Source organism: Pectobacterium peruviense, from assembly GCF_002847345.1.
Taxonomy (GTDB): domain Bacteria; phylum Pseudomonadota; class Gammaproteobacteria; order Enterobacterales; family Enterobacteriaceae; genus Pectobacterium; species Pectobacterium peruviense.
Window position 1 is genome coordinate 159667 of the sequence record NZ_LXFV01000006.1, and the last position, 15263, is coordinate 174929.

Below are 15263 nucleotides of genomic sequence, written 5' to 3' on the forward strand. Positions count from 1 at the left end.
AGCAAGTATCGCTCAGGCATTTTTACACCGCAGGTAATTCAGCCAACGGCCAACGTGGACGAACGGATACGCCCAGCGTCTGGCTTGCGCCATGCAGCAGACGTACGCTGCCCGCATAGGCAATCATCGCGCCATTATCCGTGCAGAATTCGGGACGCGCATAAAACACTTCACCACCGCGTTTTGCCATCACTTCACCTAAGCGCTGGCGCAATGTCCGATTTGCGCTCACACCACCAGCCATGACGAGTCGTTTAAAGCCCGTATCATCCAATGCACGACGACACTTGATGGCCAGCGTATCCACGACGGCATCCTCAAAAGCACGCGCAATATCGGCACGCGTTTGGTCGTCATCGCCGTTGCTACGAATCGTATTGGCAGCAAACGTTTTTAGCCCAGAAAAACTGAAATCCAACCCCGGACGATCGGTCATCGGACGCGGGAATGTAAAACGTTGAGAATCACCTGCCTGCGCCATTTTCGATAGCATTGGACCACCGGGATAATCCAATCCCAGCAACTTCGCCGTTTTATCAAACGCTTCACCCGCAGCATCGTCAACCGACTCGCCCAGCAAGCGGTATTCGCCAATGCCTGTCACGCTGATGAGCTGCGTATGACCACCAGAAACCAGCAGCGCAACGAAGGGGAACGCTGGTGGGTTATCTTCCAGCATCGGCGCCAGCAAATGCCCTTCCATATGATGTACAGGAACCGCTGATACACCCCAGGCGAACGCCAACGACCTGCCGACCGTCGCGCCCACCAATAGCGCACCAACCAAACCAGGGCCAGCGGTGTAAGCCACACCATCGATATCGTCAGCCTGTAACCTGGCTTCACGCAGCGCCGCTTGAATCAGAGGAACCGTTTTGCGCACGTGATCGCGTGAGGCGAGCTCAGGTACTACGCCACCGTAATCAGCATGTAATTTGACCTGACTGTATAGCTGATTGGCGAGCAAACCCGCTTCCGTGTCATAAATAGCCACTCCGGTTTCATCACAGGATGTTTCGATACCCAATACGCGCATTGCTGTTCCTACTTTGATGACGATACGAGCATTCGTAAAATGCCGCTTGCTTCAAACTGCGGATAGTCTACCATAAGCGACCTGATTTCTGCGCTGGCCGCGGTTGGGTGTTTTATGATCACCGCAATGCTTTACAAAGGCGTCACGTTTGCAGTAGAATTCCGCACCATTTTGAAAAGGCTGGCACAAGGCCAGCGGCAAACCGAATTTATTGAGGTGAGAGGCACATGCCGGTAATTAAAGTACGTGAAAACGAGCCGTTCGACGTAGCTCTGCGTCGCTTCAAACGTTCCTGTGAAAAAGCGGGCGTTCTGGCTGAAGTTCGTCGTCGTGAGTTTTATGAAAAACCAACGACCGAACGTAAGCGCGCCAAAGCTTCTGCAGTGAAACGTCATGCGAAGAAATTGGCTCGAGAAAACGCACGCCGCACTCGTCTGTATTAATTTTCAGGAGGGTTTCCCTCCAACGCGTGATTAATCCGCAGACTTAGCAGTTGCATACGAAGGCCGTGCTTTCCTAAAGGAAGCGCGGCTTGTTGTCGTTTATAAGCTATATCCAATGTAACCACGTTACAGAAAGGTATACACCAGGGGCTTATGGCTGGACGAATCCCACGCGTATTTATTAATGACCTGCTGGCTCGCACCGACATCGTCGATCTCATTGACGCGCGCGTCAAACTGAAAAAGCAGGGCAAAAACTACCATGCGTGCTGTCCGTTCCATCACGAAAAAACCCCCTCATTCACCGTAAACGGTGACAAACAGTTCTATCACTGTTTTGGCTGTGGCGCACACGGCAACGCCATTGACTTTTTGATGAATTACGATCGTCTCGAATTCGTTGAAACCATTGAAGAACTTGCCACGCAATACGGCCTCGAAGTGCCTTATGAAACTGGCACAGGCCCAACCCAGTTAGAGCGTCACCAACGGCAAAGTCTGTACGAATTGATGGGACAGCTCAGCGGGTTCTATCAGCAAGCACTGAGCCAATCGATCGGAACATCAGCGTTGCAGTATCTGCAACAGCGCGGTTTAAGCGCAGAGGTTATCAGCCATTTTGCGATTGGTTTCGCTCCGCCCGGCTGGGATAACGTTTTAAAGCGCTTTGGCCGCAATAATGACGATCGCAGCACATTGAACGATGCCGGCATGCTGGTGACTAACGATCAGGGCCGAACGTATGACCGCTTCCGCGAGCGTGTGATGTTCCCCATCCGCGATAAACGGGGTCGAGTCATCGCCTTCGGTGGACGCGTATTAGGCGACGGTACCCCAAAGTACCTTAACTCGCCGGAAACAGAGATTTTTCATAAAGGTCGCCAACTGTACGGCCTGTATGAAGCACAGCAAAACCACCCAGAACTCAAGCGATTGTTGGTTGTTGAGGGCTATATGGATGTGGTGGCGCTGGCACAGTTTGGAATTGATTACGCGGTGGCCTCGCTGGGTACGTCCACGACAGCCGATCACATTCAGTTACTATTTCGTGCCACAGACCTAGTGGTGTGTTGTTACGACGGCGACCGTGCCGGACGCGAAGCAGCATGGCGCGCACTGGAAACTGCGCTACCCTATTTGAATGATGGTCGTCAGCTACGCTTTATGTTCCTGCCGGACGGTGAAGACCCCGACACACTGGTGCGTAAAGAAGGCAAAGCCGTATTTGAGCAGCGCATGGAACACGCTCTGCCGCTGTCGCAGTTCCTGTTTGAAACACTGCAACAGCAGGTGGATATGAGTTCACCCGATGGCCGTACCAAGCTCAGTACGCTGGCGTTACCGCTGATAGGTCAGGTACCGGGAGAAACGCTGCGGCTGTATTTACGCCAGCAGCTCGGCAACAAGCTGGGAATTTTGGACGACAGTCAGTTGGACAGATTGCTGCCCAAAGTGGCAGATCAGGCTCAGTCCTACCAGCCGCCACAACTAAAAGTCACAACTATGCGTATACTTGTAGGACTTTTAGTACAAAACCCGAGACTGGCTGCCGAGGTTCCTGACCTCGCGCTGGAAGGGATTGAAGAAGACAAAGTTCCCGGTTTATCGCTCTTTCAGGATTTGGTGAAAACCTGTAATGCCAGCCCTGGAATGAATATGGGTCTGCTGTTGGAAAAATATCGCGACAGCACGTACCGCAAACAGCTTGAAACCATGGCTTCATGGAACCATATGATCGAAGAGGAAGAGCTAGACGAGAAGTTCAGAATCAGTCTGGCAGAGCTCTACGATCAACTGCTGAAACAGCGACAAGAAACATTAATTGCCCGTGACAGAACGCATGGGCTCAACGCCAAAGAAAAAAAAGAGCTTTGGTCGTTGCAACTGGCGTTGACCAGAAAACACTGATATAGAGGCTTAATTGCCGATAAATAGCAGGGTTGATCCCTGCAAAGAGCCGCTGCAGGGGCCGCGGCGATAAGAAAAATACCCCTAATGCTATTGTTAGCGAACTACGCTGACCGACACCAACCCAAATACTCTGAAGTGTGGATACCGTCTTATGGAGCAAAACCCGCAGTCACAGCTGAAGCTGCTTGTTACCCGTGGTAAGGAGCAAGGCTACCTGACCTATGCTGAGGTCAATGACCATCTGCCGGAAGATATCATCGACTCGGATCAGATCGAAGATATCATCCAGATGATTAACGACATGGGCATCCAGGTGATGGAAGAAGCACCGGATGCTGACGATCTGTTGCTAGCCGAAAACACCAATGATGCCGATGAAGATGCGGCAGAGGCTGCTGCGCAGGTTCTATCCAGTGTTGAATCGGAAATTGGTCGCACCACCGATCCGGTTCGCATGTACATGCGTGAAATGGGTACCGTTGAACTGTTGACGCGCGAAGGCGAGATCGATATCGCCAAGCGTATTGAAGATGGTATCAATCAGGTTCAGTGCTCTGTCGCGGAGTATCCTGAAGCCATTACCTATCTGCTGGAACAATACGATCGTGTCGAAGCCGGCGAAAGCCGCCTGTCCGATCTGATCATCGGCTTCGTCGATCCTAATGCGGAAGAGGACATTGCCCCTACCGCGACTCACGTTGGTTCCGAGCTTTCGAGCGAAGAAATAAACGATGACGACGAGGAAGAAGACGAGGAAGAAGAAGAAGACGATAACAGCATCGATCCTGAGCTGGCACGTGAGAAGTTCACCGAACTGCGTGAGCAGTATGAAACGACTCGCCAGGTGATCAAAGCCCACGGTCGTAGCCATGCGCTGGCAGCACAGGAAATCCTGAACCTGTCTGAAGTCTTCAAACAGTTCCGCCTGGTGCCGAAACAGTTTGATTTCCTGGTTAACAGCATGCGTTCCATGATGGATCGCGTCCGTACTCAGGAACGTTTGATCATTAAGTTGTGCGTTGAACAGTGCAAAATGCCGAAGAAAAACTTCGTCACGATGTTCACTGGCAATGAAACCAACAACAGCTGGTTTGCCGCAGCAGTAGCGATGGGCAAACCTTGGTCTGAAAAGCTGAATGATGTTGAAGAAGACGTCACCCGCAGCCTGCAAAAACTGCAACAGATCGAAGAAGAAACTGGTCTGACTATCGAGCAAGTTAAAGACATCAACCGCCGCATGTCGATTGGTGAAGCGAAAGCTCGCCGCGCCAAGAAAGAAATGGTGGAAGCCAACCTGCGTCTGGTTATTTCTATCGCGAAGAAATACACCAACCGTGGTTTGCAGTTCCTCGATCTGATTCAGGAAGGCAACATCGGTCTGATGAAAGCGGTAGATAAGTTCGAATATCGCCGTGGTTACAAATTCTCGACCTATGCGACCTGGTGGATCCGTCAGGCGATCACCCGTTCTATCGCCGATCAGGCGCGTACTATCCGTATTCCGGTACACATGATTGAGACGATCAACAAACTGAATCGTATCTCTCGTCAGATGTTGCAGGAAATGGGTCGCGAGCCAACGCCGGAAGAGCTGGCTGAACGTATGTTGATGCCAGAAGACAAGATCCGCAAAGTGCTGAAGATCGCGAAAGAGCCGATTTCAATGGAAACCCCGATTGGCGATGATGAAGATTCACATTTGGGCGATTTCATCGAAGATACGACACTGGAGCTGCCGCTGGATTCCGCAACGTCGGAAAGCCTGCGTTCTGCGACACACGACGTACTGGCTGGCCTGACTGCGCGTGAAGCGAAAGTACTGCGCATGCGTTTCGGTATCGATATGAACACCGACCATACGCTGGAAGAAGTGGGCAAACAGTTTGACGTTACCCGTGAACGTATTCGCCAGATCGAAGCGAAAGCGTTGCGTAAACTGCGTCACCCAAGCCGTTCCGAAGTGCTGCGTAGCTTCCTGGATGATTAATTCATCTCTCAGCTAATCCACGCTAAATAGCTTTCTCTCTAAATAACCCCGGCTCGCCGGGGTTATTTTTTGCCTGTCAGAATACTCAGCTCGCGCTTATACGTTATCCTGCAATGCCTGATGCAGTTCCTGATATGACGCCACCAGCGACTCCAGCGTCGCACGATTCAGCCCGCTAGGGTTCGGCAGTACCCAAACCTGCGTCTCACCAATACGCCGCTCCTGACGCCCCCATGAAACCTTTTTGATACCAAACGCCTGACTGAACGCCTGCTTACCCAGCACGGCCAGCGCACGCGGTTGATAGCGCGTCATCTTCTCAACGATCGCATTCCCGCCTTGTAGCAGCTCATCTCGTCCCAGCTCGGTTGCTTCGACCGTTGGACGCTCCACCAGCATGGTGATGCCGCATCCCGTGTCCAGCAGATGCTGTTCTTCCGCAGGTGTCAGCAAACGTTCGGTAAAACCCGCCTGATGAATCACTTTCCAGAAGCGATTATTGGGATTAGCAAAGTGATAACCGTGATGGGCCGTCGACAGCCCTGGGTTAATACCGCAGAAAACAACCTGAAGGTTCATAGCTAGAATATCGGTAATCATGTCTTTCCCTACCGCCGTTGACTACGCCCATCGTAAATTCTGATAAGAATAACAACAAGCTATCTTGAGTATAAAATCACCACCCGGCAGATAGGCTATAGACCTTCCCCTGCACATTACCGTATAATCATCGCCCATTCGGCCCCTTAGCTCAGTGGTTAGAGCAGGCGACTCATAATCGCTTGGTCGCTGGTTCAAGTCCAGCAGGGGCCACCAAATTCAAGGAGTTGCGTTAATAGCGTGACTCCTTTGTTTTTCCAGGGTGTTTTCAAACAGGATGAGTGGTTAGCAAACACCATCACAGCGCTTTACCTCACCCACGACTCACTAGCATTAACTCGCCTGCCTCTCGATTGAGAAAAACACATCATAGTATTCGCAATATCGGCCATTACCATTTCAATGGCGTGGCTTGAGATTTATCAAATCGAGTCAACCAGAGTGTTTTTATCGAAGGGTTTAACCGGAAATACCAGACAGAAAGACTGGATTTTTACCTGTTCAAAACGGGGAGTAAAATCAAATGAACCACGGGGTGCTCTCTGTATGATTATAACAGCAAGCGCCCCGTGAATATCTGAATAGGCATAGGCTGGTAGTGGAAAATACCAGCCGAAAAGCTGACTACCTCAAGAAAAGCGTGAAAATAAAATAGATGTACTCACACTATTAATTGTCGGCAGGCGCTGGATCGAGAATCGATGGAACATGACTCGATGCCCACTTAGTAAAGTAATCCTGAAGCAGCAGTGAAGCATATTCTGAGGTATGGCCCTCGTCACGATATAATGGAAGGCCATTCTTAACATAAGAACATTTACCGTCCTTTCTATCGCAGAATACATCATTCTGTTCAAAAACAAGCACGCTGGGGTGGGTTTTATTAACCGCCACGAGCAGTGGGTTGAAATCTTTCAGAATAGAACTACGAACATCAGAGGAAACCAAGCAATCCTTTGGATGCTGTTTAAGGGGCGATTTAAAGCAGGCCTTTGGATGAAAACCCGGTCTTATGTGTGGCGTAAAAATAATAACCTTCATCCCCTGTTTTTCAAGGAAGTCGATGCGTTGAACCACTCTGGCAATCTCATCGCTAGATGGCTGTCGTGACAAACCGTCTAAAATAACAAATTTTATGGATGGTGTTCTCTTGATAATGTCATCAATAAATTTTGCTTGATCGGTTATCCTGGAGCCATAGCAAGGGCTTCTCGGATCGTCACCAGAGTTATCAAAACCAACCCCACACGTTCCTATCGAAAGTATAGTCTGGTGCTTCAACTTTTCATTTTTAGCGAACCCAGGATAGAGCTGGTTTGCGTAGCTATTCCCCAAAAGAAGAATCGTTGGCGGCTTAGTCCCACTCTTCATGCAGAACCACCAAGCGAGTGTATTCTGATCTTTATAAGGGTATTCAGACAGGCAAATATCATTCTTTGTATAGGCCCATATTGGCCCCATAAACTGATACTGGACCTCTTTGGTAAAATCACTCGTTGTCACAGCCTTGCGTTCTGCAAATCCATCTTTATAAAAAACAGCAGAACCAGATAAAAATAGTACAACACTTAAAAGAACCAATGTACCAACAAATTTATATCCCTTTGATTTTCTTATTTTCCCTTCAACAAATTTATACGTAAGCCAGGCCAATAAGATCGATAAAAAGACAGCGGCTAATCGCAAAAAACGATCTGGCGTGCCTCTTTCTACAATTCTCAAAAAGGTCAATAACGGCCAATGCCATAGGTACAAAGGGAAACTGATTAAACCAAACCAAACCACTATCTTATTGCTCAAAAACAAACGATTGAGCATCGCATTAGGGCCGGCAAAAATGATTAAAACAGCACCAATAACGGGAATAAGAGCCCAAAAGCCAGGAAAGTATGCATCTTTATTGATGGATAAAAAGCCAAAACCCAAGATCAAAAAACCAAATAGTGAAAAGCCATTTATCACAAACTGATTTTTTTGAAACTTATCGACAAAGCTCTTGTGATAAAGAACGATAAACGCCAATAAACTACCGAACAACAGTTCCCAGAATCGGGTAAATGGAGAGTAAAACGTTGCGACTCCATCGCTCCTTATCATATAAATATTCAGAACAAAAGAAGCCAAAATAAAACTAAGTAGTAACGCGATTCGGCGAAAATTCATTCGCCAAAAAAGCCAACACAGCAAAGGCCAGAGAAAATAGAATTGTTCCTCTATACCTAAGCTCCACAAGTGCAAAAGTGGTTTAGTTTCTGCGGCATTATCAAAATAGCCAGATTCGCCCCATAGCACTAAGTTGGAAACAAATCCAACCCCCGCCATTGTATGCTTACCTAATTGCTTATACTCATCAGCAAGTAAAGCAAACCAGCCAAATACAATAGAAACAGTCAAAACCAGTAGCAAGGCGGGAAATATCCGCTTGATACGGCGTGCATAGAACTCAGAAAAGCTGAATGTTCCCTTATCTAGATTCTCGAAAATAATGGTGGAAATCAAAAAGCCGGAGATAACAAAAAAGATATCAACACCAATAAAACCACCTTTCATCCAATCAGGAAAGGCGTGGAAAGCCACAACAGAGAGAACAGCAACGGCTCTTAATCCGTCAATGTCGGGGCGGTACTTTGGGTGTGAAAGATGAGAATTCGATGTTGTCATTAGGCTAAGTTCACGCTCGGCAAAACTTCAAAACTTGTCAAAGAATTTTAGCCGGATAGAGTGTAAAAAAGTGGTAAAAATTATACTCTCAGATGACCAACAGCAACAACTTTTACCCTATCTAACCGTTACGCTAAACAGTAATTCAGATACTTTACCCCCGCAGAATGCCCCAACAAACTCCACGTTCATTGCACCTACCGTTTTCCTACGTGCTGTTATCAGTTTATTTTTTAGAGAAATACACTATAAAAATAGCGCTAGTTACGATAAATATCTGAAAGGAACTCATGAGTAAGATTTTAACCTGCGTGTTGAGCGGTATTGTGATGTTTACCGCTGTTGGCGTACATGCCGCTGAAAAGGGGAGCTTTGCAGAGTTATTTTCATTGCGAAACTATTAGGGTAGAAGAATTCACGTCCTAACAACCTGCGAACACACGTCGATAAATGCACGCAGTTTGGGTTGATTCCTCGCGGCTTTTGAGAAATAGAGAAAAAGGCCATCGTTTCCCGGCGAGAGATCGAGTAATGCCGCTTCCAGCGTGCCGTTTGCAAGTTCGCGTGAGGTATGGAAAGTGGATGAGTAAATAAGTCCGACGCCTCTCACTGCAAGGCTACGCATTAGCTCGCCATCGTTGACGGTAATTGTGCCCGTTGGTTCAACTCTTACACTTTCTTTATTTTCGATAAACTCCCACCGATAAACATCTCCCTTTTCAGGGCGGCGAAAGCGAATACATTCGTGATGCACCAGATCGCTTGTGACTTTCGGCTTTCCATGCGCTTTAAAATAGTCTGGCGATCCAAATACTGCCCACTTAAATGGCGGCGAGAGCCGTATCGCGATCATATCCTGCTCGATGTACGAACCGATCATGATGCCGGCATCATAGCCTTCAGAGACGAAATTATCGTGACGATTACTCACCGTGATATCGACATTCAAATTCGGCCACGCCTGACGAAATGCTGGAATGAGCGGTTCGATAACATGGGGGAGCGCTAAACGCTCTACAATCAGCTTCAACGTCCCCGACGGTTTTTTTGCCGATTGCGCGACATCTTCAAAACCTGCCGCGATGGCTTGTGCGGCAGGTCCAATTTTCAGTAACAGGTCTTCTCCCGCTTCTGTCAGTGCCATCTTGCGCGTCGTGCGGTGGAAAAGTGGCACGCCGAGGCGATGTTCCAGTCGCTGGAGCGACAAGCTCACCGAGCCCGGCGTCTTGCCCAGATCGAGCGCCGCTTTGCGAATACTCAATCGTTTCGCTATAGCCAGAAATTCTGCAAGTCCATCAAAGCTATCGGATTGCCCCATTAGGATTCCTCATCGTCATGCGATACAGGGATTATCAAACGTAATTTACGACAGTTTCTCACGCCAATACAAAATTATTACATCGATTTATTAAACAATACGTTCCATTTTTACCGTCTATTTTCAACCAGTTATCACAGATATAGTCAGCAGACACCACCTGCTGAAGGAATTTTCTATGTCAATAATAAAGCGCTGTACAGGCCTTATCGCCGCGATGGCTGTATTTGCAGCAGCCTCCCCTACTTTCGCGCAGAACGCACAGAAAGAAGAGAAGGTATTAATTGTCGTCTCCAGCCTGGATAAAAAGACGCCAGAGCTTGTTGGCGGTTTCTGGTTTCCAGAACTGACTCATCCGGTTGAAGTCTTCGATAAAGCCGGGCTGGATTACGATATTGCCAGCCCTAAAGGAGGATTACCGCCCTTCGATGGGTTCGATCTCAAAGACCAGGCAAGTCTGAATTTCTGGACTAACCCAGAGCATCGCAACAAGCTGGCCAATTCACTCCCACTCGCGAAGGTTGATCCTGCTAAGTACACCGCGATCCTGCTCGTCGGCGGACACGGGCCAATGTGGGATTTCGTCAACAACCCTGAATTGATCAACATCGTACGTACAACATATGAAAACAACGGCATCGTCAGCGCGGTCTGCCACGGCCCGGCTGGCTTGCTGAATGTGAAGCTCAGCAACGGCGAGTTGTTAATTAAAGGGCGTCACCTTACCGGGTTTACGGCAGAAGAAGAGGCATTCCGCCATTACGACAAGATTGTGCCTTTTGAACTTGAAGCCGCACTGAAAAAGGATGGCGCAACATTTGAAGAAGCCCCGATATTTGAAAATAAAGTCGTCGTTGATGGACGACTGATCACCGGCCAAAACCCAGCATCCGCTAAAACGCTCGGCGAAGCTGTCGTCAAGGCACTGCAAGCGAAAGCGTAATTACCGTATCAGCAGGCGTTAGGGCAAAACACCTAACGCTGGCAACAACACATCACACCCACAGAGATGTCGTGACCGGAGTCACATAACCAGACAGGGGCATTGCCGCAGAGATTCAGGATTGTATAGTGTTCCAACAAGACGTTACCGCCAATGGCGGGCGAGACTTGGGCAGAAGTGAGTAGCACTACTCTCTTCTGCCCAAGTTTTTTTTTGCCTGTTGTCAGGTAATTCCCTGCGCGACAGCGCGAGGCCACCATCTGGCGCAGCGTAATGATGTAGAAAACGATGAGGAGAAATACCATGAAAGCATTCCCCGACGGATTTTTATGGGGCGGTTCAGTCGCAGCAAATCAGGTTGAAGGGGCATGGAATGAAGACGGCAAAGGCGTGTCGACCTCCGATCTTCAGCTAAAGGGCGTGCATGGTCCGGTGACAGAACGCGATGAGAGCATTAGCTGCATCAAAGATCGGGCAATCGATTTTTATCATCAATATCCGCAGGATATACAGCTATTCGCCGAAATGGGCTTCAAGGTGTTACGCACCTCCATCGCCTGGACGCGTATTTATCCCGAAGGTGATGAAGCAGAACCCTGCGAAGCGGGTTTGGCCTTTTACGATCGCCTGTTTGATGAAATGGCAAAGCATCATATTCAACCGCTGATTACGCTGTCGCACTATGAAATGCCATACGGTCTGGTGAAAAAACTGGGAGGCTGGGGCAACCGCGCCGTCATCGACCATTTTGAGAAATATGCCCGTACCGTCTTTAGCCGCTACAAAGACAAGGTGAAGCACTGGCTGACCTTCAATGAAATCAACATGGCGCTGCACTCGCCTTTTACGGGTATCGGGCTAAGCGGCGAACCCTCAAAACAGGATATTTATCAGGCCATCCACCATCAGTTGGTTGCCAGTGCACGCGTGGTGAAAGCCTGTCACGACATCATCCCTGATGCCAAAATCGGCAATATGCTGCTGGGCGCGGTGCGCTACCCCATGACCTGTCATCCGAAAGACGTACTGGAAGCGCAGAACAAGAATCGGGAATGGCTGTTCTTCGGTGACGTGCAAGTTCGCGGCACCTATCCGGCGTGGATTCAGCGTTATTTCCGGGAAAATGATGTCGAACTCACGATTACCGCGCAGGACAAAGACGATCTGAGCCACACCGTAGACTTTGTTTCATTCAGCTATTACATGAGTGGCTGTGCGACCTTCGAACCAGAAAAATACCAGTCTTCACGCGGCAACATCATCCGCCTGATTCCTAACCCGCATCTTGAAGCGTCCGAATGGGGCTGGCAGATCGACCCCGAAGGCCTGCGTTTCCTGTTGAATGAGCTGTATGACCGCTATCAGAAGCCGCTGTTCATCGTGGAAAACGGGTTAGGCGCACGCGACGTGGTGGAAGACGATGGCAGCATTCACGACAGCTACCGCATTGATTATCTGCGTCGTCATCTGATTCAAGTACGTGAAGCCATCGACGATGGCGTCGAACTGCTTGGCTACACCAGTTGGGGGCCGATCGATCTAGTCAGCGCAGGCACGGCGCAGATGTCAAAACGCTACGGCTTTATTCATGTCGATCGTGATGATGAAGGCAAAGGCACGTTGGAACGCCGGCGCAAAGACAGCTTCTACTGGTATCAGGATGTGATTAGCAGTAACGGAAAATCGTTGTAACTGTCGAGAAAACCAGACGGCACGTTCACACCGCGCCGTCTGGTTTATTAGATAATTAAACATGAGCCAGCACGATGATCGTCTCTCCGGCCTGCGGCTGGCGTGCAGCGCCAAGGCTGAATACGCGATATTCTTCCGCATTCGTGATGACCATAGGTGTCACCGTGTCGTAGCCCGCCTTCTGGATCGCTTCCAGATCGAACTCCAGCAGCAGTTGGCCTTTTTTCACCTTGTCGCCTTCTGCAACGTGCATCTGATAATGCTGACCTTCCAGCTGTACCGTATTGATACCAACATGAATCAGGATCTCCGCCCCCTTCTGCGAAAGAATACCGACGGCATGGCCGCTGGCAAACGTGCTGGCAATTATGCCGTCCACTGGCGAATAGATACGGCCTTCCTGCGGAAGAATAGCAACGCCCTGCCCGACGACGCCAGAAGAGAACACTTTGTCGTTCACCTCTTCCAATGGGATCAACTCACCTTTTGCTGGCGATCCCAGCGGTTCAGCCGTCGCCGGAGCCTCTTTCAGCGGTAGGGCATTTGTGTTCTGGCGTACTACTGGCGCAGCAGGTGTCGTAGATGGCGAACGCGTTGGCGTTGACGCTTTCTCCGCAGGCGGGACGGGATCGTCAAACCCGACGATCAACGTCAGTACAAAGCTTGCTACGAAAGCAATGGCACAGCCGATGAGGAATCCGACAAAGCCTTCTCCGTAGAAAATCGGCAACGTCAGCAAGCCGGGCATCCCCATCGAAACCGCCGAACTTTTCGCATAGCCAACGATAGCGCCACCCAGCGCAGCAGCAATCACCGCGCAGATAAACGGTTTTTTCAGCTTCAATGTGACGCCGTAAACACCAGGTTCCGTAATGCCAAACAGCGACGCGATAAAGGTGCTACCCGCCAGCGCTTTGAGCTTTTTATCTTTGGTTCGCACCATCACGCCCAGCAGCGCACCGGATTGGGCAAAAACTGACGGGCTGGAAGCCGCTTTAAGATAACTGTGACCCATAACCGAGAGATCGTTAATAAAGACGGTGACAAAGCCCCAGTGCACACCAAATATCACTAAGATCTGCCATGACGCCGCCATAAGCGCCCCGGCAATAATCGGGTTGAATTCATAGATATTGACGAACACCGACGCAATGAGCTTACTGGCCGAAATCCCAATCGGCCCGATGGTCATCAGCGTTAGCGGCACCATCAGCACCAGCAGGAAGAACGGCGTCAGAATATTGCGCACGCTTTCGTGAATATGGCGATTCAGGAAACGCTCGATATACGACATTAACCACACGCTGAAGATAATCGGTATCACCGAGGAGGTGTATTTCATCATCACGACAGGCAGGCCGAAGAATGTCACAGGCTGACCAGCATCAAACAACCCCTGAATCGTCGGGTAAACCAGTGCACCAGCAATCGACACCGCCACAAAAATGTTGGTTTCGAATTTACGCGCAGCAGTAATCGCCAACAGCATCGGCAAAAAATAGAACAGGCTGTCGGACGCCGCATGCAGGATGACATAGGTACTTTCTTTGGTATTGAGCCAGCCGAGCGCAATCACGATAGCCAGCACCCCTTTCAGCACCCCCGCTGCCGCCATCGCTCCCAGTAAGGGGGTGAAGATGCCGGCAACCAGATCGATCAATCGTCCCATCGCAGACGTCGATTGATCACTTTCCGCCGTCTGGCGTTTTCCGTCGCCGTCTTCCAGCAATGTAGAGATCGGCCCAAAGGCCCGGTAAACCTCCGGCACCCGATTCCCTATAACCACCTGCAACTGCCCGGAAGCATTGATTACCGTAATGACGCCTTCTAACGCCTCCAGCGCAGCCACATCCACTTTACCGTGATCAACAATCTTAAAGCGCAAGCGTGTTGCACAATGCACCAGAGTAGAAACGTTGGTTTCCCCTCCGACTAACTCCAGAATATTTTCAGCGAGCACTTTGCTATTCATAATGACTTCCCGTTTCGTCAATGGCTGCGACTGCCTAATACACGTCATCCCGCTTGTTATCCGCTGGCCAGCTGGAAAATAAGCAAAAAAAAACCTAGATAAAGCAGCGTGTTACCTACGCTGCTTTATCCAGGTCTCGCCCAGAAAATTCTGGTGACGTCCTTTCCTGTTTTCTAACAAGTTAACGCAGAGAAAGCTATCTCTACGTTTTATTCTGTGAAAACAGTCACTAAATTTCTGCCAATCAGGCAAAGCTGCCTAATCCACGACTCAATGACGCCGTAAAAACAAAATGGCGCTTCTCAAAGAAACGCCATCGGCAAATTTACTGTTTGCCCTGCTTCTTCAGCCAGGCTTCCATTTGGTCGATCTCCGGCTGCTGGGCTTTGATAATCTCTTCCGCCAGCTTGCGCAGCTCCGGGTCTTTGCCGTATTGCAGTTCCGTCTTCGCCATATCAATTGCGCCACGGTGATGCGCAATCATCCCTTTGGCGAAGGCAATATCAGGGTCGCTGGACTTCATACCTTCCATCATCTCGGTATGCATCGCATCCATGCCTTTCGTATATGCCTGTTGGGAAGACGACTCGCCGTTCGTTGAACCATGGCCGCTATGGGCGCTGTCAGCAGCAAACGAGAGAAATGGAACCAGCAAGGTCGCCGTTACTAACAAATGGACTTTCTTCATCACAACCTCTCA

At 49.6% G+C, this 15263-nt stretch carries 12 protein-coding genes and 1 tRNA gene; 6 read left to right on the forward strand and 7 right to left on the reverse strand.

What is annotated here, in order from left to right; translation table 11 throughout:
- Nucleotides 1-22: 22 nt before the first annotated feature.
- Complete coding sequence (gene tsaD / locus A0G03_RS06345) at nucleotides 23-1036, reverse strand: tRNA (adenosine(37)-N6)-threonylcarbamoyltransferase complex transferase subunit TsaD (RefSeq protein ID WP_048258686.1); 1014 nt, start codon at nucleotides 1034-1036, stop codon at nucleotides 23-25.
- Between the two features lie 227 nt (nucleotides 1037-1263).
- Here tsaD and rpsU point away from each other — a divergent pair, with 227 nt between their 5' ends.
- From rpsU to rpoD, 3 genes are all read left to right on the forward strand, one after another.
- Nucleotides 1264-1479 carry a 30S ribosomal protein S21 gene (gene rpsU / locus A0G03_RS06355; protein WP_001144069.1) on the forward strand — a complete coding sequence of 72 codons (216 nt, stop codon included), beginning with the start codon at nucleotides 1264-1266 and terminating at the stop codon, nucleotides 1477-1479.
- Nucleotides 1480-1632: 153 nt separating this feature from the next.
- Nucleotides 1633-3387 (forward strand): DNA primase, encoded by a 1755-nt coding sequence (gene dnaG / locus A0G03_RS06360; protein ID WP_048258685.1) that lies wholly within the window; start codon nucleotides 1633-1635, stop codon nucleotides 3385-3387.
- Nucleotides 3388-3541: 154 nt separating this feature from the next.
- Complete coding sequence (rpoD, locus tag A0G03_RS06365) at nucleotides 3542-5377, forward strand: RNA polymerase sigma factor RpoD (protein WP_048258683.1); 1836 nt, start codon at nucleotides 3542-3544, stop codon at nucleotides 5375-5377.
- Nucleotides 5378-5473: 96 nt separating this feature from the next.
- Here the strand turns inward: rpoD and mug are convergent, their stop codons facing one another.
- Nucleotides 5474-5977 (reverse strand): G/U mismatch-specific DNA glycosylase, encoded by a 504-nt coding sequence (gene mug / locus A0G03_RS06370; RefSeq protein WP_011092295.1) that lies wholly within the window; start codon nucleotides 5975-5977, stop codon nucleotides 5474-5476.
- Nucleotides 5978-6117: 140 nt separating this feature from the next.
- Between mug and A0G03_RS06375 the strand changes: the two genes are divergently transcribed.
- Nucleotides 6118-6193, forward strand: a tRNA-Ile gene (locus tag A0G03_RS06375).
- Nucleotides 6194-6646: 453 nt separating this feature from the next.
- On the opposite strand, the gene A0G03_RS06380 is transcribed toward A0G03_RS06375, so the two are convergent.
- Nucleotides 6647-8638: an acyltransferase family protein gene (locus tag A0G03_RS06380; protein WP_048258681.1), complete on the reverse strand. Its 1992-nt coding sequence runs from the start codon at nucleotides 8636-8638 to the stop codon at nucleotides 6647-6649.
- A gap of 415 nt (nucleotides 8639-9053) precedes the next feature.
- Nucleotides 9054-9956: a LysR family transcriptional regulator gene (locus A0G03_RS06385; RefSeq protein ID WP_048258680.1), complete on the reverse strand. Its 903-nt coding sequence runs from the start codon at nucleotides 9954-9956 to the stop codon at nucleotides 9054-9056.
- Nucleotides 9957-10134: 178 nt separating this feature from the next.
- Between A0G03_RS06385 and A0G03_RS06390 the strand changes: the two genes are divergently transcribed.
- Nucleotides 10135-10899, forward strand: coding sequence for a type 1 glutamine amidotransferase domain-containing protein (locus A0G03_RS06390; RefSeq protein WP_048258679.1), 765 nt, complete (start codon nucleotides 10135-10137; stop codon nucleotides 10897-10899).
- 32 nt (nucleotides 10900-10931) lie between these two features.
- Here the strand turns inward: A0G03_RS06390 and A0G03_RS06395 are convergent, their stop codons facing one another.
- Complete coding sequence (locus tag A0G03_RS06395; protein WP_048258677.1) at nucleotides 10932-11204, reverse strand: hypothetical protein; 273 nt, start codon at nucleotides 11202-11204, stop codon at nucleotides 10932-10934.
- On the opposite strand from A0G03_RS06395, the gene A0G03_RS06400 reads away from it, so the two are divergent.
- Entirely contained in the window at nucleotides 11203-12591 is a 1389-nt protein-coding gene (locus A0G03_RS06400; protein ID WP_048258676.1) for a glycoside hydrolase family 1 protein, read from the forward strand. The genes A0G03_RS06395 and A0G03_RS06400 overlap by 2 nt on opposite strands.
- Before the next feature lie 55 nt (nucleotides 12592-12646).
- Here the strand turns inward: A0G03_RS06400 and A0G03_RS06405 are convergent, their stop codons facing one another.
- Both A0G03_RS06405 and copM read right to left on the reverse strand, forming a co-directional pair.
- On the reverse strand, nucleotides 12647-14563 hold the full coding sequence (locus A0G03_RS06405; protein ID WP_048258675.1) for a beta-glucoside-specific PTS transporter subunit IIABC: 1917 nt from the start codon (nucleotides 14561-14563) through the stop codon (nucleotides 12647-12649).
- A gap of 325 nt (nucleotides 14564-14888) precedes the next feature.
- A complete protein-coding gene (gene copM, locus A0G03_RS06410) occupies nucleotides 14889-15251 on the reverse strand; it encodes a CopM family metallochaperone (protein WP_048258674.1) in 363 nt (120 codons plus the stop codon).
- Nucleotides 15252-15263 lie beyond the last annotated feature (12 nt).

Excerpts from the sequence above, each read along its gene's own strand:
- tsaD (WP_048258686.1), bottom strand. The coding sequence starts at position 1,036 with ATGCGCGTATTGGGTATCGAAACATCCTGTGATGAAACCGGAGTGGCT.
- rpsU (WP_001144069.1), top strand. The coding sequence starts at position 1,264 with ATGCCGGTAATTAAAGTACGTGAAAACGAGCCGTTCGACGTAGCTCTG.
- dnaG (WP_048258685.1), top strand. The coding sequence starts at position 1,633 with ATGGCTGGACGAATCCCACGCGTATTTATTAATGACCTGCTGGCTCGC.
- rpoD (WP_048258683.1), top strand. The coding sequence starts at position 3,542 with ATGGAGCAAAACCCGCAGTCACAGCTGAAGCTGCTTGTTACCCGTGGT.
- mug (WP_011092295.1), bottom strand. The coding sequence starts at position 5,977 with ATGATTACCGATATTCTAGCTATGAACCTTCAGGTTGTTTTCTGCGGT.
- A0G03_RS06380 (WP_048258681.1), bottom strand. The coding sequence starts at position 8,638 with ATGACAACATCGAATTCTCATCTTTCACACCCAAAGTACCGCCCCGAC.
- A0G03_RS06385 (WP_048258680.1), bottom strand. The coding sequence starts at position 9,956 with ATGGGGCAATCCGATAGCTTTGATGGACTTGCAGAATTTCTGGCTATA.
- A0G03_RS06390 (WP_048258679.1), top strand. The coding sequence starts at position 10,135 with ATGTCAATAATAAAGCGCTGTACAGGCCTTATCGCCGCGATGGCTGTA.
- A0G03_RS06400 (WP_048258676.1), top strand. The coding sequence starts at position 11,203 with ATGAAAGCATTCCCCGACGGATTTTTATGGGGCGGTTCAGTCGCAGCA.
- A0G03_RS06395 (WP_048258677.1), bottom strand. The coding sequence starts at position 11,204 with ATGGTATTTCTCCTCATCGTTTTCTACATCATTACGCTGCGCCAGATG.
- A0G03_RS06405 (WP_048258675.1), bottom strand. The coding sequence starts at position 14,563 with ATGAATAGCAAAGTGCTCGCTGAAAATATTCTGGAGTTAGTCGGAGGG.
- copM (WP_048258674.1), bottom strand. The coding sequence starts at position 15,251 with ATGAAGAAAGTCCATTTGTTAGTAACGGCGACCTTGCTGGTTCCATTT.